Here is a 23,855-nt window from a genome sequence, read left to right as displayed (position 1 = left end):
TCGGACTCAGGCGGCGTCGATGGAGCGGAAGACGTCATCGAGACGGGTCGGGCCGGCCGTAAGGTCCTGCAGCTCCACGTCCGTGTCGTGCGCCCAGCCCAGGAGGCGGTAGAGGTCTGCCTGCAGGTTGAAGGTCTCGACGTGGAAGGCGCCGTTGAGTGCGCCCACGATCGGCGGCTCGGGCGCGCCGGGCGGCAGCGCGAAGCTGATCACCGCCGGCATCGCCTGCGTCAGCTCGTGCACCGTGCCCTCCCGACGCAGCGTGCCCTCGTGCATCAGCCCGATCCTGTCGGCGCGCTGCTGCGCCTCCTCCAGGTAGTGGGTGGTCAGCACGATCGTGGATCCTTCTTCGCGCAACCTGTCCACGGCGGCCCAGAGCGCGTCCCGGGACTGGATGTCCAGCCCGGTCGTGGGCTCGTCAAGGATGACCAGCTCTGGCCCGCCGTACACCGCCGTGGCGAAGTCGAGGCGACGCTTCTCGCCACCGGAGAGCTGGGAGACCCTGGTGTCCTTCTTCCGGGTGAGGCCGGCGACATCGAGCACCCGGTCCACGTCGTCCCTGCGCCCGCTCAGCGCGCCGATGAGGCCCACCGACTCCCGCACCGTCAGATCCGGGGAGAAGCCGCTCTCCTGCAGCATGATCCCCAGTCGGGGCCGGACCGCGTCCCGGTCCTGCGGGCTTTCACCGAAGATCCGCACCGTGCCGGACGCGGCCGTGCGGTGTCCTTCGATGACCTCCAGGGTCGAGGTCTTGCCGGCCCCGTTGGTGCCGAGGAGGGCGTAGAGCTCGCCGCGCTCGACCTGGAACGAGAGGTCCTTGACGGCGGGAAAGTCGGCGTACGTGACGTTCAGGTGGGAGACGTCGATGACAGTGCTGGCGGACATCGGGATCCTTCGGGGTCGAGGTTTCGGTGTCATCAGGCTCGCGCTGATGACGGCACCTTCGCGTCGGTGAAAGTCCCGTAGGTGATCGCCGCATCGTTGATCGTCAGGGACGGGATGGGAGTTGCGGACCCACGTCGGGTCGGTGATACTCACCCACTCCCAACCGAGGGCCGGCGGTGGACTCAAACGTGACGAACCTTCTGGGCCGGCGCGAGGAGCGCGAGACGCTCAAGCACGTGCTCGCCGGGGCGCACTCTGGTCGTGCCGCAGTACTCGTCGTGCACGGGGAAGCGGGCATCGGCAAGACGGCGCTGGTCGAGCATGCCTGCGACACGGCATCCCGCTCGGGGTTCACGGTCGCCCGTGCTGTCGGGGTGGAGGCCGAGGCACAGTTCGCGTTCGCGGGTCTCCACCAGCTGTGCGCGCCCATGCTGGACCGCGCCAACGCATTGCCCGACCCGCAGCAGGCCGCCCTCGGCGTGGCGTTCGGCCAACGAGCCGGCGCCGCACCGGATCCGTTCCTGGTGGGGCTGGCGATCCTCCACCTGCTGGCCGAGGTGGCCGAGGAGGCACCGCTGCTGTGTCTGATCGACGATGCGCAGTGGCTGGACGAGGCGTCGGCGCAGGTCCTGGCGTTCGTGGCGCGCCGGGTGGCAGCCGAACGGCTGGCGTTGGTGTACGCGGTCCGCGACTCTGACACAGGCGGCTCTCACCCGTTCTCGAGCCTGCCTGCGCTGCGCCTCGAGGCGCTGGGCGAGAAGGAGGCCCGCGCCTTGTTGGCCTCTGCGTTCCACACCACCCTGGACGCCGCAGTGTGCGAACGGATCGTCGCGGAAGCGCGCGGCAACCCCCTGGCCCTGCTGGAGCTGCCGCGCAGCACGCAGCTGGCCGGCGGGTTCGAGCTGCCGGACGCGGCGAGCATCCCGCGCCGCATCGAGGACAGCTTCCAACGCCGTTCGGCGAGCCTCCCGGCGGAGACGCAGCTGCTGCTGCTGGTCGCCGCCACCGAGCCGACCGGGGACGTCGCGTTGCTACAGCGTGCGGCCGCACACCTGGGGATCGGAGCCGCGGCGGCCGCACCGGCCGAGTCAGCCAGGTTGCTGGAGATCGACACCCGGGTGAAGTTTGCTCATCCACTCGTCCGCTCGGCGGTCTACCGCGCCGCCAAGCCCCCGGACAGGCGCCGCGCGCACCGCGCGCTGGCCGCCGCCACCGACCCGGACGTCGACCCCGACCGCCGCGCCTGGCACCGTGCGCAGGCCGTGCTGGGCACCGACGAGGGTGCCGCCGCGGAGCTGGAGCGCTCGGCAGGCCGTGCCCGGGCTCGCGGGGGGTTGGCCGCGGCGGCGGCGTTCCTGCGACAGGCAACCCACCTGACTCCTGAGCCCGCCGACCGCGCCAGACGGGCGCTCGAGGCTGCGCACACCAACCATGGCGCCGGTGCACCCGAGGTGGCTCTGGAGCTGCTGGCCGTCGCCGCGGCTGGGCCACTGGATACCCTCCAACACGCCCGGCTCGGGCTGCTACGCGCCCAGATCGCGTTCCACACCACGCGAGGGAGCAACGAGCCCAAGATGCTTCTCGAGGCTGCCAAGACGCTGGGTCCGCTGGACGCCGCGCGCGCACGCGAGGCCTACGTGCAGGCGTTCGTGGCTTCCTTCCACGCTGGTCGGTTCGCCGCGCGAGGCAGCGGGTTGCGAGAGGTGGCCAAGGCTGCCCGGGACGCGCCACCGCCGCCGTCCCCGCCCCGGCCAGTAGATCTGCTGTTGGACGGACTGACCACGAGGTTCACGCAAGGCTACGAGGCCAGCGTTCCATCCCTGCAGCGGGCGCTCGAAGCCGTCCGACATGACGATTCGGGGCCAGACCTCGACAACGGTCGCTGGCTGTGGCTTGCCTGCCATGTGTCGGTGATGCTGTGGGACGACGAGTCGTTCCATGCCCTGGCCAACAGCGCCGTCCGGCTCGCCCGCGAGACAGGCGCGATATCCACGCTTCCCGCTGCACTCAATGCCATGGCTGTCTATCTGGTGCTGACCGGCGAGCTCTCCCGTGCCGGTGAGCTCCTCTCGGAGGACGAGGCGATCTCACGGGCGACCGGTGCCCCGCCGCTTCCGAACGCCCGGTTCATACTGGCTGCCTGGCGCGGCCGCCAGCCTGAAGCCTCGGACCTCAGCGCCGCGGTTGTAGCTGACGCGACCACGCGGGGTGAGGGCACGACGCTCGGCTCGAGCCAGGTCTCGCTGGCCTACCTGTACAACGGCCTGGGAAACTACGACGAGGCACTCGCCGCCGCGACACCGCCTTGGGAGTACGACGAGTTCCCACACAGCAGCAGCGCGTTGCCCGAGTTCATCGAAGCGGCGTCCCGCTCCGGTGAACAGGAGCGCGCGGTCGCAGCGCTGGCGCAGTTCAGCTCCCGGGCCCACGCAAGTGGAACTCAGTTCGCGCTCGGGCTGGCCGCGCGCTCACGTGCCCTGACCATCGCCGGCCCTGCCGCCGAGGAGCACTACCGCGAGGCGATCGAACGACTCGGCAACTGTCGGATGGCCGCCCACCTCGCCCGCGCCCACCTCGTCTACGGCGAGTGGTTGCGCCGCGAGGGGCGCCGTCAGGACGCCCGAGAACAGCTCCGCACCGCCCACCAGATGCTCTCGAACATGGGTGTGGACGCGTTCGCCGAACGCGCCGCGCGCGAGCTGAAGGCCACCGGGGAGCGCCCCCGCAAACGGACCGCCCAACCGGCTGACGCCCTCACCGCGCAAGAAGTCCAGATCGCGCGACTGGTGGCCACCGGAGCGACCTCCCGGGAGGTCGCTGCGCAGCTGTTCCTCAGCCCGCGCACGATCGAGGCTCATCTCCGCAACATCTTCCCCAAGCTGGGCATCACCTCCCGCCGACAGCTCAGGGAGATCCCGCTCCCCTGACCGGTCAGGCGCTGTTCAGGCTCGGTCCCGACTCCGCCGGACTAGGTAGGACTCCCGGACGCGAGCAGGCCGTCTGCTGCGCAACTCTGAGACACCGCAGAGATGCGCACCATCGAGGCACACGACCTCGTCCACCCCTTCGGCCAGGAGGCCCACGACCATGTCCCTCGGCGTCAGCGTGATCAGGAATCCGGACCGGCGGCGTTACGAAGCCGCCGTCGACGAGACGACGGTCGCCGGGTTCGTCGACTTCCAGGAGGCCAGCGCGCTCGTCGTCCTGACCCACACCGAGGTCGACCCGGCCTTCGAGGGTCGAGGAGTCGGCAGCGCCCTGGCCCGCGCTGCGCTCGACGACATCCGCGAACGACAGCTGAAGGCACTGGTGATCTGCCCCTACATCCTCAGTTGGATGCGCAAGCACCCCGAGTACCGGGAGCTGCTCTTCAACGCGCCACCGTCCAAGGTCAGGGACTGACCGTGGTGCGCAAGACCTACACCGGCCCCCTGGTGGACGTCTCCTTCGACGCAGCGTTGTGCCGGCACGCGGCGGAGTGCGTGCACGGCATGCCCGAGGTGTTCATGCCCAGCAGGCGACCGTGGATCGACCCCGCACGGGCCGACATCGATGTCGCCGCCCAGACCCTGCGGGACGTGATCGCGCGTTGCCCCAGCGGCGCACTGCGCGTGGTCGAGCACGAGGCCGGCTAGCGCCTCAGGTCTGCTCTCCGTGCTGAAGCGCCCTACCGGCTCAGGCGCTCATCAACAGCTCGGGACGCCGCCCTCGCCCGGCGATGAGCAACGTGAGCAGGATGCCGCCCACGGCGTACGCCGCCAGCACCAGCAGCGGGCGTGTCATCGCCTCGGAGTCGAAGTAGACGATCTGGCGCACCCCGTCCACGCCGGCACCGGTCGGGATCCAGTCACCGACCACCCGCCAGAACGTGGGCATCACCCCGGCCTGGAACGCCCCGCCCGCACTCGGGTTGCCGATGATCACGATCACCAGCAGCGTCACCGCGATCCCGATCACCCCCAGGAGCGCCTCGAGCCCGATCGCCACGGCAGCGATCGAGAACGACACCGCGGCCCCGAGGAGGCCGAGCTGCCAGAAGTGCCCGGTCTGGGCGTCCAGCATCGGACCGACGACGAACGCGCCTCCGAACCCGGAGGCCAGCGCGTACGGCACCAGCACCCCCAGTCGGATCGCCGCGGCGCGCACCGACCGCGGGCGGTCCCCGCGCGCCAGCGCCAGCACGGTCGGGAACAGGTAGGCACCGACCGCCCAGCCGACCACGAGGTAGAAACCGGTGAGACCGCGGGCGTCGCCGCTCTGCAGCGGGACCAGGTCGTCCTTCTCCACGGTTCGCCGCTGTTCGGCCACCACCTTGGTGAGCACCTTCTCGGCTGCCTCCTCAACAGAGACGCCGCCGCCGGAGGCGACCAGCAGCAGGTCGCTGGTCCGTTCGGGGCGCAGCACCAGGGCCGCGACGTCGTTCCCCTTGCGGACGTCGCGACGAGCCTCTGCCTCCGAGTCGGCCAGCTCGGCGTCCAGTGGGTCGTTGCGGAGCCGGTTGAGCTGGTCGACCAGCTGCTCGCCCTGGGCGCTCGCCCCCGGCGGTGCCACCACCTGCACGTCGAGCGCGTGCGGAGTCGGGTCGTGGAAGGCGCCGACGTAGCTGTAGATGAACGCGAGCTGGAGGAACAGCACGCCGAGCACCCAGACCACGGCCCGGATCGTCGACTTCCTCGGGTCGATCGCCAGCTCCGGCGCGGCCACGGCGCCGCCCGGGTGGGCCCCGCCCTGCGGGCTGGTGGAGTGTCGCGGGCGATCCTGCGGGCTCTGATCGGCTGGCATGGCATCTCCTCTGCCGTCGCGCCGTGACGCGCGAACATGGCGCGGACGCCGTACGGCGAGTGCAGCTGCCCCGGGCCCGAGCGCCCTTGTTCTCCACTGTAGGACGGCGCGCCTACCCGGGAGTCCGTCCACTTCCTCGGGTGAGCCCGGGGGTGGCCACCACCCCCGCCTCGCGGTCAGCTGCTACATCTTTCCGTCCTCGGTGGCGGCAAGCCGGCACTGCCGAGCGGCTCTCGCCTCGATCTGGAGCTCCTCTACGAGCGGCGATTCGGCAACGGCGTCGTACAGCTGCGGTATCGCGTCGAGGTCTGGGACTCGGGGCGGGGTCGCGCCGTTTCGTGCACGAACTCCGGGCCGTCGCATACGCGCGGACACAAGTGCGCCACTGTCCCGCCGGCGCAGCCTGAAACCGTGCTCGATCCCAGACTTGTGTCCGCGCGTATGCGAGCTTCGCGCCCCCTCCACCGCACGAGAACGGCCGCACCCCTCAGGCGGGCACCAGCGCCTGCCCCTCGAGGCGGTGGAGGTCGGGCAACCGGCGGCGGCGCACCATGTGCACGGCGACCAGCGCGGAGGTGAGCGCCGCATAGACGCACCACAGCGACGCGAAAGCCTGGACGTAGACGATGGCGACCACGGTGAGCCCGACGAGGTTGAGCAGCCCGAAGGCGACGATCGAGGGGTAGCCCGACAGCACCGACGGCCCGATCACCGCCACGATGTACAGCACCGCCCACATCGTCCCGTACGTCAGGTCGACGTCGTAGACCAGTGCGTGCGGCTCTTCCCTGACCAGGAGCGGGCCGTCGAGCACCCCCCAGAGCAGGTACGCCGCGACCACGGCGCCGAGCGCGACGAACGGCGCCACCCGCCGGCGCCTTCCCTTTGGCTCGAGCAGCAGCACCGCGAGCGGCACCAGGAGCGGGAGGACCGGGAAGGCGTAGAGGACGTAGATAACTGCGGCGGCGTGCTGGACACCGGCCGAGACGTAGTCGGACGCGCCGTGCCAGACGAGGGCCTCGGTGAGCTGGTGGAGCGCGAAGAGCAACGGTAGCGACGCGAACGGCAGTTCCCTGGCCGTGCGCACCTCACGCAGGCAGAACGCACCGACGGGGAGGAGGGCCACGCCGGCGGTCAGATCGGCGCCCATCGAGAAGCACACACTCGCCCAGTACCCCGTCCCGGCGGGAAAGACCTCGCGGCCCGGCAAGCCGCGGCCCAGTTGCGTGGCTCTGCTAGACCGCTTCCGCCCCACGAAACAGGTGACCGATTTGCCCAAATGCTGACGAAAAGGCAGGGCCTTCTCCTAGGGTCGACGCAACATGACAGTCAACGGTGGGGCTCGTGGGACGACGTGACGACGCCCGGACATGAGATCCACAGCGAGCAGGACCGCACCGCAGCGCGGCGCGACGACGGGCAGTACAGCCCCGAGCGAATGAGCGCCCTGACCGACGGGGTGTTCGCGATCGTGCTCACCCTGCTGGTCCTGGAGCTCAAGCTTCCAGAGCGGAACGATTCAGTCCTCGCACTCATGCATGACGACTGGCGGGTCTTCGTCTCGTGGCTGATCAGCTTCATCCTGCTGGCCCGCTTCTGGCTGGTGCAGCACGCAGTCACCGCCGGGCTGCGCCAGTGCAACACCATGATCCTGGCCCTCAACTTCGCAGTGCTCGGCGCGGCGTCCCTCGTGCCCTTCTCCGCCGACATAGTCGGGACGGAGCGGATCGCCGAGCCCTGGTCCACCGTCGTCTTCGCCGGCAACGTCGCACTGCTCTCGCTCGCCGTCGGCCTGCTGGCGCGATATGTCGCTCACCAGACCCACTTGCTCGACCCCGACCGGTCTCTCCCTGCCCTCGGCCGTTACCGGCTCCACCACCTCTACGTACTGCCGGCAGTCGCGCTGGCCTCGACCGCACTCGCTTTCGCCCATCCCGTGCTTGCCCTCGGGTTCCTCGTGGCGGAGTTCGTCTTCTTCGTGAGCACCGGCGTGCGGCGCCGGCCGCGTCAGCATCCACTTCCACCAGGGGCGATCGCCCAACCGAAAGGCGCACTGTGAAGTTCGGGATCGGCATGTACATCTGGACCACCGACGTCCAGCCCACCCACTATCCGATCTTCTCGACCCTGGCCGGTCTCGGGTACGACGGCGCCGAGATCCCGGTCGGCTCGGCGCTCACCGCCGACAATGCAGAGATCCGCACAGCGCTCGACGACGCGGGCCTGGGGTGCACCACCATCCTCAACCTCGCCGCCGAGGCCAACCCGGTCAGCCCGGACGCCGCCGTGCGCCAGCGCGGGCTGGACGAGATCAAGTGGGGCGTCGACGCGGCCCACCAGCTCGGCAGCTCCGTGCTCAGCGGCCCCTTCCAGACCGCCTACGCCGTCTTCAGCGGAGCCGGTCCCACCGAGCAGGAGCTGGTCTGGTCGGCGGACGTCCTGCGGGCCGCCGCCGAGCACGCCTCCCAGGCGGGGATCGACCTCGCGGTCGAGTTCCTCAACCGTCACGAGGGCTACCTGATCAACACCCTGGAGCAGTCGGCGGCGCTGACCGCGCGTGTCGACCATCCGTCGTTCGGCGTCCTCTACGACACGCACCACGCCCACGCAGAGGAGGACGACGTGGTCGCCGCGATCACCGCCCACGGGCCGGCGATCAAGCACGTCCAGGCCAGCGAGAACAACCGCGGCGGGCTCGGCGCCGGGCAGGTCCAGTGGTCGCGCACCGCCGAGGCACTGCACCAGATCGGCTACGACGGCTGGGTCGCGGCGGAGGCTTTCGCGGCCGACGTACCCGGTCTGTCGACCAAGGCCCATGTCTGGCGCGACACCTTCGGCTCCAAGGACCGGTTCGCTGCCGAGGCCATCGGCTTCATGCGCGACACGTTCTCGCCCACCGCCTGACATCGCACGACCCACCCCTGAGAGGCATCCATGTTCACCGCCGGAACCGTCCGTATCGCCGCTGTGCCCAACGCGTGGGTCAACGACGACCTCCCCGAGCTGGGCGCGGGAACCTCTTTCGAGCAGATCGTCAGCGAGATGGCGCTCGCCGGCTACGAGGGCACCGAGCTGGGCAGCACCTATCCCACGGACGCGGCGACGCTGAAGGCCGCGCTCGACGTCCGTGGCCTGGTCCCCTCCGGCGGTTGGGTCTCGACCTGGTTTGCCTCGCAGGGCGGCGCGTACGAGCAGACCCTCCAGTCCTTCCGCGACCAGATCCCCTTCTTCAACGCCATCGGCCTGGAGGACGTGTACGTCGCCGAGGTCACCCACGCGGTGCACCAGCAGCCCGTGCCTGCGCTGGCGAACCGACCGGTCTTCACCGACGAGCAGTGGGACGCCATGGTGCGCGGGCTCGGCGAGATGGGCCGGATCGCCACCGACCACGGGCTCCGGATCAACTACCACCACCACACCGGCACCGGCGTGCAGTCCACCGAGGACATCGACCGGCTGGTGGCCGACACCGTGGCCGGCGAGACCTACCTGCTGCTCGACACCGCTCACCTGCTCGTCGGCGGCGGCGACCCGATGGACATCCTCACCCGCCACGAGGGCCGGATCGGTCACGTCCACCTCAAGAACCTCCGCCGGCCCGTCCTCGACCGGATGCACGACGAGGCACTGAGCTTCTGGGACGCCCTGCGCCAGGGCATCTTCACCGTCCCAGGTGACACCGAGGGCTGCATCGACTTCGCCCCGCTGCTGCGCAAGCTCGCCGACGACGGCTGGGCCGGTTGGCTGGTCGTCGAGGCCGAGCAGGACCCGGCCCTTGCGCATCCCCTGGAGGCGTTCCGCGTCGCCCGGCAGCACATCGCCGACCTGACGGGCCTGTAGGGATGGCCACCGCGGAGGACCAACGGCTCCAGGAAGCCGACGTCGACGGCGTCGCCTGGCGCAAGTGGGGCCCCTACCTCTCCGACCGGCAGTGGGGCACGGTCCGCGAGGACACCTCCGCCGGCGGCGACGCGTGGAACTCCTTCCCCCACGACCACGCCCGCTCCCGGGCCTACAGCTGGGGCGAGGACGGCCTGCTCGGCATCAGCGACGACCGCCAGCAGGTCTGCTTCGCGCTGGCGGTGTGGAACGAGGCCGACCCGATCGTCAAGGAACGGCTGTTCGGGCTGACGAACAGCGAGGGCAACCACGGCGAGGACGTCAAGGAGTACTACTTCTACCAGGACTCCACGCCCACCCACTCCTGGATGAAGGCGCTTTACAAGTACCCCCAGGCGGCCTTCCCGTACGCCGACCTGCTGAGCACCAACGCGGGCCGCGGCAAGGACGTCGGCGAGTACGAGCTCGTCGACACCGGGATCTTCGACGAGCACCGCTACTTCGACGTCGAGGTCGTCTACGCCAAGTCCGGTCCTGAGGACCTGCTGATCCAGATCACGGCCACCAACCGAGGGCCCGACCCCGCGGTGCTGCACCTGCTGCCCACGCTGTGGTTGCGCAACACGTGGGCCGACGACCCCGAGGCGCCGCGGCCGCGACTGAGCGCCGACGCCACGGCGCGCCGGATCACGTTGGACAGCGCCGACCTGGATCCCTGCACCCTGGCCTGGGAGGACGATCTCGACGTCCTGGTGACCGAGAACGAGACCAACTGGGCCCGCATCAGCGGCGGCGAGAACGCCATGCCCTACGTCAAGGACGGCATCAACGACGCCGTCGCGTCCGGTCGGCGGGAGGCGGTCAACCCGGACCTGACCGGCACCAAGGTGGCCCTGCGACGTCGTGACGTCATCGGCGCCGGCGAGTCGGTGACGATGCGGCTACGGCTGGCGGCGTCGATGCCCCGCTCCCCCTTCGGCTCCAACGCCGACAAGGTCCTGGTCAAGCGTCGCGCGGAGGCCGACGACTTCTACGCCTCCATCACGCCACCGTCGGTCTCGGCCGACGGGCGGATGGTGATGCGCCAGGCACTGGCCGGGATGTTGTGGTCGAAGCAGTTCTACGCCTATGACCTCGACCGCTGGCTCAAGGAACGCGACGTGCACCCGCTGCGTGACTCCGCAGGGTTCGACCACCGCAACGCCCGGTGGTTCCACATGGTCGCCGGCGACATCATCTCGATGCCCGACTGCTGGGAGTACCCCTGGTTCGCAGCCTGGGACCTGGCCTTCCACACGATGACGCTGGCGATGGTCGACACCACCTTCGCCCGCGACCAGCTCCGGCTGCTGCTGGGCGAGCGCTACCTCCACCCGTCCGGCCAGATCCCGGCGTACGAGTGGAACTTCTCCGACGTCAACCCGCCAGTGCACGCCCTGGCCACGCTGTTCAGCCACGTCCCGGCCGTCGAAAACGGTGCGGAGGACGAGCACGCCTTCCTCTCCGACATGTTCGGCAAGCTGACGCTCAACTTCACCTGGTGGGTCAACCGCAAGGACGCCACGGGTGCCAACGCCTTCGAGGGCGGGTTCCTGGGGCTCGACAACATCGCCGTCTTCGACCGGAGCGCCGCCCAGCTCCCCGCGGGTGGACGGCTCGAGCAGGCTGACGGCACCGCGTGGATGGCGCTCTACTGCCAGAGCATGCTCGAGCTGTCGATCGAGCTGATGGCCAAGGAGCCCGAGTACGAGGGCATGGCCCTCAAGTTCCTCGAGCACTTCCTGTTCATCTCCGCCGCCATGGAGCGCGGCGACGGGATGTGGGACGAGGAGGACGGCTTCTTCTACGACCAGCTGCGGCTGCCCGACGGCTCGTCCCAGCGGCTCCGGGTCCGCTCGATGGTCGGGCTGATCCCGCTCTGCGCGGTCACGGTCGTTCCGGCCGCGTCGTACGGCGTGCTCGGCGACCGCCTCACCGAGTTCATGGCCCGCCACCCGGACCTGCTCGGCCAGATGGCCGACCCCACGGTCCCGGGTGTCCTGGACCGCCGCATGCTCTCCCTGCTCGACGAGACCCGGTTGCGCAGCGTGCTGGGCTACCTCCTCGACGAGGAGGAGTTCCTCAGCCCACACGGCATCCGGGCGCTCTCCCGCTTCCACCGCGACCACCCGTATTCGCTGGACCTCGACGGCCAGACGTTCGGCGTGGGCTACCTGCCCGCCGAGTCCGACAGCGGGATGTTCGGGGGCAACTCCAACTGGCGCGGGCCGGTGTGGATGCCGGTGAACTTCATGATCATCCGGGCGCTGCTGCAGTACTACCTCTACTACGGCGACGAGCTCACGGTGGAGATGCCCACGGGCTCCGGCAACCAGCACACCCTCTTCGAGGTGGCTCACGAGCTGTCCGACCGGCTGGTCTCGATCTTCCTGCCCGACGACGAGGGCAAGCGCCCGGTGTTCGGCGGCGTGGAGCTGTTCCAGACCGACGAGCACTGGCGCGACAACCTGTTGTTCTACGAGTACTTCCACGGAGACAACGGCGCCGGCATCGGTGCTTCGCACCAGACCGGGTGGACCGGGCTGGTCGCCAAGCTGGTCCAGCTGTTCGGCACCCTCGACGCGGCCACCGTCCTGGCCGACGAGCGGGCGCACCCTTCGACCACACTGTTCCGCCGCGACGCCACGTGATCCCGGTCGACTGGGATCCCGGGCGACTGGCGTCAGCTGATCTCGAAGACGTTGTACCCGTAGGGCTCGAGATCGAGGAACAGGCCGTTGACCGCAAGATCGGCGACGTCGCGGACGTACTCGACGTTCTCGTGCATCCGGTCGACCAGCGTCACCGTCTCGGCCGCCGCGACCACGGTGCCGAGCTCGACCCGGCACTGGGCCTGCTCACCGGACAGGTTGGCCACGACCAGCCAGCGCAGCGGCGCGTCCGCACCGGCTGACCAGCCCGCCACCACGTAGGCGCCGTCAGTGGGGTTGCCCTCCCACGCCGGCCGGGTGGGGAGCAGCTGCCAGCTGCCGTCACGCAGCACCTGGTCGGCCAGGACCTCGAGGAGACGGTCGTAGAAGGCCACCAGGACCGGGTCGGCCGGCTCATCGGGTCGTCGACGCAGGTGGAGGGGCGCCTTGAACCGACGCCCGGGCAGCTGGCCCTCGTGGAAGAAGCGCAACCCGGTCGAGAGGAACGTGACGACCGCGGCCGCCTGGTGCGCGGCGGAGTACGCGAACGTGTGGGCGGCGCGAGGCTCGTCGTGGTTCTCGAGGAACCGGGCCGAGCGGCCCTGGAACTCCGGGTCGGCACCCAGGTGGCCGCGCACCGCTGCGGGGTCGTCGCCGCGGAGCCGGTCGTAGAGGCGCTTGTCGTAGGTGTAGTCGAACCCGTGCTGCTGCAGCTGCCACTCGAGGTCCCAGTAGACCTCGGCCATCAGCACGAACCCCGGGTGCTGCGCGCGTACGGCGGCGATCGCGGCGGGCCAGAACGCGCCGTCCGCCGGGCCGGTCGCGTCGTCGGGCAGCGGCCGGTCACCCCAGGTCCTGAGGAAGACCTCCGGCTCGAGCAGCATCGCCATGTCGCACCGGACGCCGTCGCAGCGGGCTGCGACCCGGGCGAGCTCGGTGCTCATCGCGCGCCGAAGCTCGGGATGGCGGTAGTCGAGCTGTGCGGTGTCCGGCCAGCCGTCGAAGTAGGGGTCCCGCCCGTGGGCGACGACGCGCTCGCCGGCGCGGAAGTAGTTCTGGGGCTGGGCCTCGAGGTCGGCATCCGAGCCACCGATGAAGCGGTGCGGGGCATCGGCCAGCCAGGGGTGGTCCAGCGCCATGTGGTTCGGCACGAAGTCGAGCAGCAGCTTGAGCCCACGCTCGGCCAGGCGAACCCGCAGGCGGGCCAGCTCCTCGTCGCCGCCGAAGTCGCGGTGGACGGTGTAGTCGACGATCGCGAACGGAGAGCCGGTCACGTCGTCGGGCGTGAAGTCAGGAAGCGCCTCCCGGTACTCCGCGAGCCACTCGGGGTTGGCCGAGGACACCGCGCGCGCCGCCTCACCGGTCTGCCAGACACCGAGCATCCAGACCCAGTCGAAGCCGCGCGCCGCGACGTCGTCGAGGAAGGCGTCCGGGAGGTCGTCGAGCGTCGCCGGACGGCCGAGCTCGCAACCTCTCTCATGGAGGGTCACACGGGTGTTCACCTGATACAGCAGGGGATTCATGCACTCTCCAGACGCGGGGGCCTTCCGGGTGAAAGCATGCTCACCGTAAGCGTTTCCGGTGCGCCGGGGGCGACGATTCCCCGTATCTGCCGTCACCTCATGCAGTGCATCCGGAAAGGTCCACCGTGCCTGATCAGATCGACCACGCGGCAGCATCGCGCACCCACTACGACGCGCTCGTCGTCGGTTCCGGCGTCAGTGGAGCCATCATGGCCCGGTCGCTCTCCGAGCAGGGGCTGCGCGTGCTCGTCATCGAGGCCGGCCCGGGAGAGGAGCTCTCGAGCGCCGAGTACGAGACGCACCTGACCCGCTTCTACGGCGCGACCGCGAAGGACAACAACTCCGCCTACGAGGTCAACCCGAACGCACCGATGCCGCGCTCCCCCGACGTACGCCGTCTCCAGGCCGGGCACCCCGACTCGACGAGCTACCTCATCCAGAACGGCCCCTACGAGATGGACAGCACCTACACCCGGGTGCTGGGCGGGACCTCGATGCACTGGGAGGGCAAGACGATGCGCATGCTCCCCGAGGACTTCGAGACCCGCACCCGTTTCGGCCAGGGTCGCGACTGGCCGATCAACTACGACGAGCTCTCGCCGTTCTACGAGCGGGCTGAGCGCGAGCTTGGCGTCTCCGGCGAGGTGGAGGAGCAGTCGTTCTACGGCATCACGTTCCCGCCGGACTACGTGTTCCCCATGCACGGCCTCCCGGCGTCCTACCTCGACCAGGTGGTCGCCCGCGACATCGACGGCACCGAGATCAAGCTCGAGGACACCACCTGCACGGTCAAGGTGAGGACGACGCCCCAGGCCCGCAACGGGATCCCCAACGCCGCCTATGACGGCGGCAAGGGCTTCGAGCCGGTCGGCGCCGTCAGCACCCACCAGATCGACCAGGGCGGTCGGTGCCAGGGCAACATCAACTGCGTCCCGCTGTGCCCGGTCCAGGCGAAGTACAACTCGCGCAAGACCCTGTCGATCGGGCTGCAGACCGGCCGCATCGACATCCTGACCCAGACCGTCGCCACCCGGGTGAACGTCGGCGAGGACGGTCTGATCAGCCACGTCGACTACCAGGCCTACGGCTCGACGACCTCGCCCGAGCACGTCACCGGCTCGTTGCGGGCCACGACCTACGTGCTCGCGACCAACGCGGTCGAGAATGCCCGGCTGCTGCTGGCCTCGGGGCTGCCGAGCAGCAGTGGGCTGGTCGGTCGCAACCTGATGGACCACGCGTACCTGCTCACGTGGGGGATCCTTCCCGAGGTCGCCGGGACGATGCGCGGGTCCCAGTGCACCTCGGGGATCGAGGACTTCCGCGCCGGCGACTTCCGCAGCCGGCACGCATCGATCCGGGTGAGCATCCACAACGACGGCTGGGCCTGGCCCACGGGCGCGCCGTACACCGACCTGATCGACCTGGTCGACAACGCCAACGCCTACGGCACGGCCCTGCGTCACGGGGTCGTGGACCGGATCTCACGTCAGCTGATGCTGTCGTTCATGATCGACCTGATGCCCGAGCCCAGCAACCGGATCACGGTCGACGGTCGCTTCACCGACGCGCTGGGCAACCTTCGCCCGGTGATCTCCTACTCGCTGCCCGAGTACACGATGGACGCCGTCGCCGCGAGTCGCCGCATCTCGCGCCGGCTGTTCCAGCGGCTCGGCGCCGAGGACAAGACCAGGTACGACCCGCTCGACCCGGGCTTCGTCTCCCACCAGGGCGAGGGATACGTCATCCGCGGTGGCAACCACTGGTCGGGCACCCACATCATGGGCACCTCGAGCCACGACTCCGTCGTGGACGACCACCAGCGTTCGTGGGACCACCGCAACCTCTTCCTCGTGGGGTCGGGAAGCATGCCGAACATCGGCAGCTCCAACACCACCCTCACGCTGGCTGCGCTGGCGTTCCGCACCGCCGACCACATCGTGGCCGAGCAGACCACCCGCCAGTCGATCACCATCGGGGGATGACCGCATGAGCCTGCGCCGTATCAGCACCGTCGAGGACCTGCACGCCTACCTGCATGTCGCGATGCAGCTCGAGCACGCGACGATCCCGCCCTACCTCACCGCGCTCTACTCGATACACCCATCGAGCAACGCCGACGCCTACCAGGTGATCCGGGTCGTCGCGGTCGAGGAGATGCTCCACCTGACCCTCGCGGCCAACCTGCTCAACGCGGTCGGCGGGACTCCGGACCTGCTGGCGGAGGGCTTCGTGCCGGTCTACCCGGCCCACCTGCCCGACGGCGAGGAGGACTTCGAGGTCGGCACCCGCGCGTTCTCGCGGGAGACCATCGAGGGATTCCTGAAGATCGAGCGGCCCGCCCTGGCCGAGGACCAGCGCTTCGTGTCGCGAGACCGCTCGGACCGGGCACTCGTCCCCACCGTCGACGCGCACGAGGACGACCTGCACTTCTTCAGCATCGGCGAGTTCTACGCCGAGATCGGCGAGGGCCTGGCCCGGCTGCACGACGAGCTGGGCGATGACCTCTTCTGCGGCGACCCGACCCGCCAGGTCGGCCCCGAGTACTACTACTCCGGCGGCGGCGCGATCGTGAAGGTCACCGACGCCGCGTCCGCGGCCGCAGCGATGCGGCTGATCAGCGAGCAGGGGGAAGGTCTCGGCGGCGGCATCTTCGACGACGAGGGCGAGCTCGCCCACTTCTACCGGTTCCAGCAGCTGCTACTCGGGCGCTACTACCAACCCGGTGACGACGCCGGCAGCCCCACCGGCCCGCCGCTCGAGGTCGACTGGGACGCCGTCTACCCGGTACTGGCCGACGCGGACCTCGACCACTACGCCGGCACCGGCGAGCTGGAGGAGGCGGTCACGGCGTTCAGCGCCGCGTACGGCGACTTCCTCGCCCGGCTCACCGAGGCCTTCGGCGGACGTCCGGACCTGCTGCTCCCGGCGGTGGCCGACATGTTCCGGATCAAGGAGCTGGCCGCCCGGATCATCCGCAACCCGATGCCGGGTCGCGCCGGCGTCAACGCCGCCCCGGTCTTCCGTGCGCTCAGCCCCGTGAAGGTGTCCTGAGATGACCGACGACGACCTGCTCGAGAGCTTCCTCGGCCTTTCCGCGACCCTGACCGGCTACTCACGGTTCCGGCTGCTCGGCACCGGCCAGGCCGAGGCCTATCTGTCGATGACCATGGATGCGGTGGGCGACGTCGTGGTCGACGAGCTGCTGAGCACCTTCACCTCTGTCGTCGACGGCGCCGCGGGGGACGAGCACCAGCTCGACCGAGGCCTGCGAACCCGCGTCCTCAGCGACGACAAGCTCGGGCCGATCGCCCGCAACGTGATCAAGATGTGGTTCGTCGGCACGTGGTACCAGCTCCCCCAGGAGTGGCGCGACCTCTATGCCGGACGCCGACCGGACGGCACCCACGTGGTCTCGCCGGTGTCCTACACCGAGGGGCTGCTGTGGCCCACGATCGGCGCGAACCCGCCCGGAGCCAAGGGCCAGGGCTACGGCAGCTGGACCGGCCCGCCGGCCATCGACGTCTGCTGACCCGGGCGCGCCACACCCCGGCACCCAACACCCGGTACGACGACCGGCCCGGTCCTCCACAGGGAGGACCGGGCCGGTCGTCGTACTGCTGGGGTCACTACTGCTGGACGGGCACCTCGGCGGGCGCAGACGACGGCAGGGCGGTCGCGGCGGCGGGGCGGGCCGGTAGGTGCGTGCGCAGCACCGAGCGGTACGCCGGGTCGTGGACGAGCTTGGCGGTGAGGATCAACCGGGGGCCGGCTCGCCACAGCAGCGCGACGAGGAGCGCTCCCATGACCGGACCCGCGAGGTAGACCCACCAGTCGAGCCAGGTGCCGGAGACGAGGTTGGGCCCGAGCGTGCGAGCCGGGTTGAGCCCGGTGTTGGTGTACTCGGACCCGAGCCAGGTGTTGAGCGCCACCATCGTGCCGGCGGCCACCGGGGTCCACCAGGCCAGCCTGGCCGCGGAGAGGAAGACGAACATCGCGGTGACGAGCAAGCCGACCATCAGGCCTTCGATCAGCACGGCGACAAGGGGATCCACTGATGGGCTGATCGCGCCGTAGTCGATCGTTCTCGCGGTGTCGCCCCAGACCAGCCGCAGCGCAGTCGCGCCGAGCACACCGCCCACGAGCTGAGCGGTCCAGTAGCCGAGGAGGTCATGACGGTGGACGTGGCCGGTCATCCAGAACGCCAAGGTGACCGCGGGGTTGAGGTGCGCGCCGCTTAGCCGTCCGAGCGGACTGTGCGCGATGGTGAAGATGTAGATGCCGAACGTGATGCCCAGGAGGAGCAGCCGGACCTTCGTCGAGGGCACCCACTCCTCGAAGACCGTTCCCTGGTGGAACATCACCGTGACGGTCGACAGCGCGGCGAACACCAGGATCGCGGTGCCGGCGAGCTCGGCGGCCCACTCGGCCAGGTGGAGACCCCCGACCGCGGGCTGCGGCGCAGCAGCGGCGTCGCTCACAGCGCGTTGCCGTGGTCGTCGAAGAAGGGGACGATGCCGTGCGCGGGTGCGACGCGGTCGAGGAGCTCGCGGTCCATCACGCGGCCCGGGGACGGCTCACCCTGGATGTACGGCGTGCCGAGGCCCTCGAAGTAGCCCTCGATGCCGGGAGGCGTGAAGAAGAGCAGGATCTTGCTGGGCTCCTCGAGCGTGTTCTCGAACTTGTGCAGGCTGCCCTTGGGCATGTAGCAGAACCCGCCGGGCTCGAGCGTGAAGTCGAGGCCGTTGGCGACCACGCGGACCTCCCCCTCGAGCACGTAGATGGACTCGCTCTCGTTCTTGTGGATGTGCATCGGCGGGCCGGAGCGCGGGGGCACCACGGTCTCGACCAGGGTGAACTCACCACCGGTCTGCTCGCCGTCGACCTTGATCATGTCCAGGTCACCGAAGACCCAGAGGCCGTGGCCGCCACCGGCCGGCAGCTTGATGATCTTCGCGGGATCCTGTGCGGGGTCCATGCTCATGAGGGGTCTCCTGGGTCTGGGGTGCTGTGGTGGCCGCCGTGGAGGCGGGCCGGGCGGTGCAGGTCAGTGGTGGTGCTGGACCTCGTGGTCCTCGAGCTCGACCAAGGTGACGATGAGGATCGGGTCGATGGCCCCCTCCAGGAGGTGCCCGCCTGCCGTCGTGCCGTCACGTCGTCCGACGACGACGTGGCCGTGCACGAAGAGGACGTCGTCGGTGGTGAGGATGTCTCCCGACAGGCTCAACACCTCGACCTGCTCATCGTGGAAAGCCACCGGGTCGAAGCCTCGGGTCTCGAGGTTGAAGAACCCGAGCTTGGTGTGCTCGAAGCCGCCGATCGCGGTGAAGGACGCCGTGGCGATGCCCCGGCTCGTGACGTAGTCGGTCAGGCCCTGGACGGCCTCCTCACCCGGTTCGAAGGTGATGATGTGCGTGCGCTGTGGCCCGGCGTGCTGGTCGATGACCTTGCTGTGCATGGCGAACTGCCTCTCTGTCAGAGCGGTTTGAGCCGCGCTCGACTGACAAGGAAGAGCCAGCTGAGGGGAGGGTGCGAGCGTAACGACGGCCTGCGGCCCGCGTGCGGAAATGCGCAAATCGGTCGTTACTTCGCACTACGGGAGAAGTGCGGCACGCCTGGCGACGAGCGCCCGGGGCCTGACGGCCCTCCGTCCACCGGGGAGGCGGCTCTGGCCAACAGGGCTGTTCTGGATGGTGGTGGTGGGGTGTTCGAGGAAATCAGAATGTGCTGGTCAGGCGCACGGTTTCTGCGAACACCACTTGGACGTTGCACCCCGGGTCGTTGGAATCAGCACCCATGCCGCGGGCGATCGCTGCCGAGCGCGCTCAGCACCTGTGGTCCAGCAGACGGCGCTCAAGAAGCGGCGCGATTCAGAGACGGGTGTCGAGTAGTGGCACGTCGAAGACCGGGGTCCACGGACCAGCAGCGCGTGCGGCGAGCGGCCGCCTGCGGTCGCGACACTGGGAAGACCTGCACCCGGTCAGGTTGCGTCCTCACCTGGCGAGCTGGTGGGGAAGGCGGTTGCTGGCCCGGTCGCGGTCGGCGCCGCCACCAGTGGGCCGGTCCTGGGTATGAGTCCCGTGCCAGTCCAGGCACATGACGGTCGCATCATCGCTGAGCTCGTGCCCGGCGGCCTCCAGGGCGCCGTCGGCCAACGCACGCACCAGCTCGCGCGGATGCAGCTCCGGGTGCTGTTCGATCACCGTGGTCAGGTCGAGAGCTTCGAGGTTGTGCTCGAGCATGCCGTCGGTGACCAGGACGATGCGGTCACCCGGCTGCAGGGTGGCCTCGATGCTGTCGTAGCGGGTGTCGGGGAACATGCCGAAGGGCAGGTTCGCGGGCAGCTCCAGCGCGGCCACCTCCCCGTCCCTGATCAGGTACGGGGCGACATGCCCAGCATTGACGATCTCGCACGTACCGGTGCGCAGGTTGATGCGCACCAGGAGGCCGGTGGCGTAGTCGATGGCGTCGCGAGAAGCGGCATGCTCGGCCAGTGCCGTGTTCGTGGCCTGCGCCTGCTCTAGGAGACTGCCTCCGCTGCGGCGGGCGCCGCGCAGGCTTCCCAGGCACAGCGACGCGGTTAGGGCCGCGTTCACGCCGTGTCCCATGGCGTCAGTCAGCGACAGGTGTAGGACGTCGCGGTCCAGGCTGTAGTCGAAGGTGTCTCCGCCGACACTCGCAGCCGGTTCCAGCCAGCCCGAGAGCGTGAACGCGTCGGCCTCACAGGTGCGCGGACCGGGCAGGAGTCGCTGCTGTATCTCCGCGGACAGGCTGAAGGAACGGGTCCTCTGCCCCCACTCGAACAGGTCGGTGTGGCGCTGGTTCGCGATCACGATCAGAGCGAGTAGGTGCGCAACCAGCGCGAGCTCCTCGACCGTCTCCGAGGAGGGTTCGGTGCGGAGGTGAACTTCTAGCAGACCTACGGTCTCGCCTCGCTCGGTGACCGGTGCCAGCACCCGCCACCACTTCTTGTGCCGTTGCCCGGGCCCGATGACCTGGACATCCTGGGTGCGTACGGCCTGCTCCTCGGGGCCGCCGTCGAAGGGCAGCACGGTCGCGGACTCCTCGGAATCGCGCCTCTCATCCTCCCCCAGCAGATCCCGGCCGCCTTCGGTGCCCTTCTTCAGTGGGACGTGTGCCAGGCGAACCAACGCTCGGCCGGAGAGGTCGGCGATGAGCAATGAGACGTTCTCGGCGTCGAAGACCTCACCGAGCTCGCGGGCAACGGCTTCCACTGCCTTGACCGGAGACTGCGACGCGGCCGCCTCAAGGACGCGCCCTACCTCAACACTGCGAAGCGAGACCATGCCCGGAGCCTAAGCGCCATGCGGTGACTTTGCTGGTTCGGGAGACGGTGGCCTTCACCTCTCGGAGACTCGCGGACAGCCGTGAGCCGCGGCGGGAGATGCCACGCCGGGTCGATGAAGAGGGCCGAGCTACGGATGAGAACGGGCGCGTGCGACTCGGGGAGTGCCCGGTACGCGTCCCTGGTCTCGTCGATCAGGCGCTGGCGGCGCTCAAGCTCCTTCGTGCGGTCCTCCCGGACCTTCTGCGCCTTGGCCTCGGAACCGTGTCGGCGGCGAGGGTTGCGCAGCTGAGGGTGCCGTCGGCGCGTCGACTCAAGCCACACATGCTGCAGCTGTGGCAGGTGCGCAACGCTGGCCGCCCGGGACCAGCTCCCCCGGAACTCCACTGGCCGAAGCGTTGTGGGGGACGACCAAAGCCGCCCCCCGGGTGTTGAGGGGGCGGCTCTGGTCAAGAGGGCTGTTCTTGGGCGGGGATTTCGCGAAGCGTTTCCGTTTTATTCGCGAACACCCCTTGGTGGGGTGATCGTAGATTCGGGAACGTGCAGGTCAGGGATCGGATTCTGCTAACCGCCGATGGCGGTTGCACCCATGGCCTCCAGAATCAGCACCCATGCGCTGCTCCGACCTGGCTAGGTCGAGTACTGACTGTCCCCTTCCGTCTCGATCCGCACGACGCTTCACCACCTCGCTGGCGGCATCACGGCGGACCTGCTCGTCTCCGAGGGCATCGTGGACGAGCGGGAGCGGGCGGAGAGGGGCGGCCGGAACGTTGTAGGCGCGCGGGGACCTCGGGCGTGCCAGAGGCACGGCCGGTCCCGCGGCCGCTGGCGACCACGGGACCGGCACGCTCCTAGAACTTGATACTGATCGTCCGGCTCAGCCCCTTCAGGCTCTTGTCGAGGTCGCGCAGCGACTTGCTGGCCTTGGCCGCGCCGCGTCCCTCGTCAACGAGTTCGACGGAGTGACCGCGAGAGCACCGGACGGTGCGCTGCTTGGCCACGTCGTCGATGCTGAACCGAACCTTGCCGCCGCATTCGGGGCAGTCGGTGTCCAGGTCGTTGAACATGTTGTGTACCTCCTGCGAGGCAGCAGCCCGACCCTCACGGGTAAGGTCTCCAACGCGATGGACTTCCCCGTTCAGTCGCGTGGAGGCCCCCAGCCCGGGAGGGAAACCCCCCGTGCGGGGGCCTTCGTCTGCCTCACAAGCAAGACGCTACGGCGCCACCGGCGGCAGGGAACGACGACACGCCCGAACGCGAGGCAAACGCATCGGGATCGGGTCGAGCCGTGGGTTGGTCGTGACCCGCACTTTAGGCAAACCTGCGCGCGCAGCGCACGCGACGCGCCGGGCACGGCACCCTTGTACACAAGGGTCTGATGCGTGAGCTCACGCAATACCTCCCCATTGCACCCGCCTCGGACGCTGGTGGCGTAGGTCGGGCCGGGGGGCACGCGCCGTCACGCTGCTCGGTTTGGGCGGCATCGCGCTCGTGGCCAGCTCGCTGCTGCCGGGCCCGGGTCCGGACTCAGGGTGGCTCCGCGACTTCCCTATGACGGTCGGCTCGTCGCTCGTGCTCTTCGCGCCCTTCTACCTCATCACCCGGTCCCTGGACCGACACCTGGACCAGGTGGCCGCCGACGCGGCCCAGCAGGTCAAGGAAGTCCGGACCGACACAGCCCAGCAGGTCGAGCAGGTCCGTACCGCGGCGGCTGACTCGACCATCGCGCTAACGGGGCAGGTCGCGGCACTGCACGCCGACGTCGACCGCCGCCTCAGCGACGTGGCGGAGCGCGTTACCGCTCGACTAGCGGCCGAGGCGGCGGCCGACCGGGCGGCCTTCGACTCGCTGAGGACCGACGCGACGACGCGGGAGGGCGTCTGGGACGCGCTCGAACGCGCCCAACACCTCGGCCTCGTGAGCCCGCAGAGGCCGCCGCGGGTGGACATCGGCCGGGCGTCTCGCCTGTACGCCAGCGTCGAAATCGACACCATCGCCTGGGCCGACGAGCCGCTCCAGTTCCGGATCGAATCCCTGCGCGGCTTCGTGGAGGAGTGGATCCCGTGGCAGGCCGGCAGGAGCGGAGGAGGTCGTGCGGCTCCCTGCGGTGGCAGACGACTCGGCGTGGCCCGAATCCCCTTCCGCCCGACGTAGGCTGCTCAGTCGGACCGAGAGGGGGACCCGCGGATGGTGCGATTGCCTGGACACGTGCGCTCACCCGGACGATGACGCCGTGGTCCGCAGTGGGGGCTGCCGCGGGCGTGAGCCAGACGCCCTGGTGGGCTGTGCCGCTGGTCGGCGGCGTCTTTGCCCTGCTCGGCGTCGCCGTCGCGCAGTCGATCGCCCTCCGGCTGGAGCGCCGTCGACACCGGCGTGAGGACCACCACCGTCTGGACGCGGCCCTTCGCGAGTCCGCGCTGAAGTACCTGGCCGCTGTCCAGGACTACGCCACCTTCATCACCGCGCTCAACGTGGGCGACGTGCTCATCACAGGAAAGCCCACGATCCGCGATGACGTCTGGTTCCTGGACTACGGCGAGAAGACGCGTGCCGTGGACGACGCGCTCGCGGACTTGACGCTGACCGCGTCCCCCTCGCTCCTGGAGTTGGCGGGCAAGTTCCACGAGCCGTGGTCACGCTTCAACCTCGCGGCGCAGGGCACACCCATGACGGAGCGGCTGAAGTACGGCCACGCCGACGAGGCGTACAACCTGATCTCGCCGTTCCGCAACGCCGTGCGTCAGCACCTCGGCCTCGAGCCCTTGTCAGAGCGCGAGCCGTCCGACTTGGCGCGCTTCGCGGAGGACTAGACCACCAGGCGAGTAAGGCCGG

Annotated in this window: 21 protein-coding genes; 12 read left to right on the top strand and 9 right to left on the bottom strand. The window is 69.6% G+C overall.

Annotated features, from left to right (window positions below; genetic code table 11):
• Nucleotides 1–6 precede the first annotated feature (6 nt).
• Entirely contained in the window at nucleotides 7–885 is an 879-nt protein-coding gene (locus AC4BGB_RS18775) for an ABC transporter ATP-binding protein (RefSeq protein ID WP_490548514.1), read from the bottom strand.
• A gap of 188 nt (nucleotides 886–1,073) precedes the next feature.
• Between AC4BGB_RS18775 and AC4BGB_RS18770 the strand changes: the two genes are divergently transcribed.
• The 3 genes from AC4BGB_RS18770 to AC4BGB_RS18760 all read left to right on the top strand — a co-directional run bounded on the left by AC4BGB_RS18770 (nucleotide 1,074) and on the right by AC4BGB_RS18760 (nucleotide 4,520).
• Nucleotides 1,074–3,812, top strand: coding sequence for an ATP-binding protein (locus AC4BGB_RS18770; protein WP_490548513.1), 2,739 nt, complete (start codon nucleotides 1,074–1,076; stop codon nucleotides 3,810–3,812).
• Nucleotides 3,813–3,972: 160 nt separating this feature from the next.
• The gene (locus tag AC4BGB_RS18765; protein ID WP_490548512.1) at nucleotides 3,973–4,287 is read left to right on the top strand and encodes a GNAT family N-acetyltransferase; all 315 of its coding nucleotides are present in this window, start codon (nucleotides 3,973–3,975) and stop codon (nucleotides 4,285–4,287) included.
• A gap of 2 nt (nucleotides 4,288–4,289) precedes the next feature.
• Nucleotides 4,290–4,520, top strand: coding sequence for a (4Fe-4S)-binding protein (locus AC4BGB_RS18760; RefSeq protein WP_490548511.1), 231 nt, complete (start codon nucleotides 4,290–4,292; stop codon nucleotides 4,518–4,520).
• Nucleotides 4,521–4,560: 40 nt separating this feature from the next.
• On the opposite strand, the gene AC4BGB_RS18755 is transcribed toward AC4BGB_RS18760, so the two are convergent.
• Together AC4BGB_RS18755 and AC4BGB_RS18750 are read right to left on the bottom strand one after the other, a co-directional pair.
• Nucleotides 4,561–5,667, bottom strand: coding sequence for an ABC transporter permease (locus tag AC4BGB_RS18755; RefSeq protein WP_490548510.1), 1,107 nt, complete (start codon nucleotides 5,665–5,667; stop codon nucleotides 4,561–4,563).
• A 487-nt stretch (nucleotides 5,668–6,154) separates the two neighbouring features.
• On the bottom strand, nucleotides 6,155–6,817 hold the full coding sequence (locus tag AC4BGB_RS18750) for a DUF6629 family protein (RefSeq protein ID WP_490548509.1): 663 nt from the start codon (nucleotides 6,815–6,817) through the stop codon (nucleotides 6,155–6,157).
• Between the two features lie 204 nt (nucleotides 6,818–7,021).
• Between AC4BGB_RS18750 and AC4BGB_RS18745 the strand changes: the two genes are divergently transcribed.
• Genes AC4BGB_RS18745 through AC4BGB_RS18730 form a run of 4 tightly spaced genes read left to right on the top strand, consistent with a single transcriptional unit; the run spans nucleotide 7,022 to nucleotide 12,197 of the window.
• Nucleotides 7,022–7,726 (top strand): TMEM175 family protein, encoded by a 705-nt coding sequence (locus AC4BGB_RS18745; protein WP_490548508.1) that lies wholly within the window; start codon nucleotides 7,022–7,024, stop codon nucleotides 7,724–7,726.
• Entirely contained in the window at nucleotides 7,723–8,571 is an 849-nt protein-coding gene (locus AC4BGB_RS18740) for a sugar phosphate isomerase/epimerase family protein (protein WP_490548507.1), read from the top strand. The genes AC4BGB_RS18745 and AC4BGB_RS18740 overlap by 4 nt, the downstream gene beginning before the upstream one ends.
• Nucleotides 8,572–8,601: 30 nt before the next feature.
• Nucleotides 8,602–9,507 carry a myo-inosose-2 dehydratase gene (gene iolE, locus AC4BGB_RS18735; RefSeq protein ID WP_490548506.1) on the top strand — a complete coding sequence of 302 codons (906 nt, stop codon included), beginning with the start codon at nucleotides 8,602–8,604 and terminating at the stop codon, nucleotides 9,505–9,507.
• Between the two features lie 2 nt (nucleotides 9,508–9,509).
• Nucleotides 9,510–12,197 carry an MGH1-like glycoside hydrolase domain-containing protein gene (locus AC4BGB_RS18730; RefSeq protein WP_490548505.1) on the top strand — a complete coding sequence of 896 codons (2,688 nt, stop codon included), beginning with the start codon at nucleotides 9,510–9,512 and terminating at the stop codon, nucleotides 12,195–12,197.
• Nucleotides 12,198–12,229: 32 nt separating this feature from the next.
• On the opposite strand, the gene AC4BGB_RS18725 is transcribed toward AC4BGB_RS18730, so the two are convergent.
• On the bottom strand, nucleotides 12,230–13,720 hold the full coding sequence (locus tag AC4BGB_RS18725; protein ID WP_490548504.1) for an alpha-amylase family glycosyl hydrolase: 1,491 nt from the start codon (nucleotides 13,718–13,720) through the stop codon (nucleotides 12,230–12,232).
• A gap of 125 nt (nucleotides 13,721–13,845) precedes the next feature.
• On the opposite strand from AC4BGB_RS18725, the gene AC4BGB_RS18720 reads away from it, so the two are divergent.
• Genes AC4BGB_RS18720 through AC4BGB_RS18710 form a run of 3 tightly spaced genes read left to right on the top strand, consistent with a single transcriptional unit; the run spans nucleotide 13,846 to nucleotide 17,249 of the window.
• A complete protein-coding gene (locus tag AC4BGB_RS18720; RefSeq protein ID WP_490548503.1) occupies nucleotides 13,846–15,702 on the top strand; it encodes a GMC family oxidoreductase in 1,857 nt (618 codons plus the stop codon).
• A gap of 4 nt (nucleotides 15,703–15,706) precedes the next feature.
• Nucleotides 15,707–16,771, top strand: a complete 1,065-nt coding sequence (locus AC4BGB_RS18715) for a ferritin-like domain-containing protein (RefSeq protein ID WP_490548502.1) — start codon at nucleotides 15,707–15,709, stop codon at nucleotides 16,769–16,771.
• 1 nt (nucleotide 16,772) lies between these two features.
• Nucleotides 16,773–17,249: a hypothetical protein gene (locus AC4BGB_RS18710; RefSeq protein WP_490548501.1), complete on the top strand. Its 477-nt coding sequence runs from the start codon at nucleotides 16,773–16,775 to the stop codon at nucleotides 17,247–17,249.
• A gap of 97 nt (nucleotides 17,250–17,346) precedes the next feature.
• On the opposite strand, the gene AC4BGB_RS18705 is transcribed toward AC4BGB_RS18710, so the two are convergent.
• The 5 genes from AC4BGB_RS18705 to AC4BGB_RS18685 form a co-directional block, all read right to left on the bottom strand.
• Nucleotides 17,347–18,198: an MIP/aquaporin family protein gene (locus AC4BGB_RS18705; protein ID WP_490548500.1), complete on the bottom strand. Its 852-nt coding sequence runs from the start codon at nucleotides 18,196–18,198 to the stop codon at nucleotides 17,347–17,349.
• A complete protein-coding gene (locus tag AC4BGB_RS18700) occupies nucleotides 18,195–18,701 on the bottom strand; it encodes a quercetin 2,3-dioxygenase (RefSeq protein ID WP_490548499.1) in 507 nt (168 codons plus the stop codon). The genes AC4BGB_RS18705 and AC4BGB_RS18700 overlap by 4 nt, the downstream gene beginning before the upstream one ends.
• A gap of 63 nt (nucleotides 18,702–18,764) precedes the next feature.
• A complete protein-coding gene (locus AC4BGB_RS18695; protein ID WP_490548498.1) occupies nucleotides 18,765–19,175 on the bottom strand; it encodes a PPC domain-containing DNA-binding protein in 411 nt (136 codons plus the stop codon).
• Nucleotides 19,176–19,710: 535 nt separating this feature from the next.
• On the bottom strand, nucleotides 19,711–21,024 hold the full coding sequence (locus AC4BGB_RS18690; protein WP_490548497.1) for a PP2C family protein-serine/threonine phosphatase: 1,314 nt from the start codon (nucleotides 21,022–21,024) through the stop codon (nucleotides 19,711–19,713).
• A gap of 850 nt (nucleotides 21,025–21,874) precedes the next feature.
• The gene (locus tag AC4BGB_RS18685) at nucleotides 21,875–22,090 is read right to left on the bottom strand and encodes a hypothetical protein (protein ID WP_490548496.1); all 216 of its coding nucleotides are present in this window, start codon (nucleotides 22,088–22,090) and stop codon (nucleotides 21,875–21,877) included.
• A 484-nt stretch (nucleotides 22,091–22,574) separates the two neighbouring features.
• On the opposite strand from AC4BGB_RS18685, the gene AC4BGB_RS18680 reads away from it, so the two are divergent.
• Entirely contained in the window at nucleotides 22,575–23,177 is a 603-nt protein-coding gene (locus tag AC4BGB_RS18680) for a hypothetical protein (protein WP_490548495.1), read from the top strand.
• A 107-nt stretch (nucleotides 23,178–23,284) separates the two neighbouring features.
• Complete coding sequence (locus AC4BGB_RS18675) at nucleotides 23,285–23,833, top strand: hypothetical protein (RefSeq protein ID WP_490548494.1); 549 nt, start codon at nucleotides 23,285–23,287, stop codon at nucleotides 23,831–23,833.
• Nucleotides 23,834–23,855 lie beyond the last annotated feature (22 nt).

Source organism: Nocardioides sp. Z30_9, from assembly GCF_058215735.1.
The sequence above is the reverse complement of the archived record's forward strand: the minus strand, read 5'-3'. Positions and strand labels throughout refer to the sequence as shown.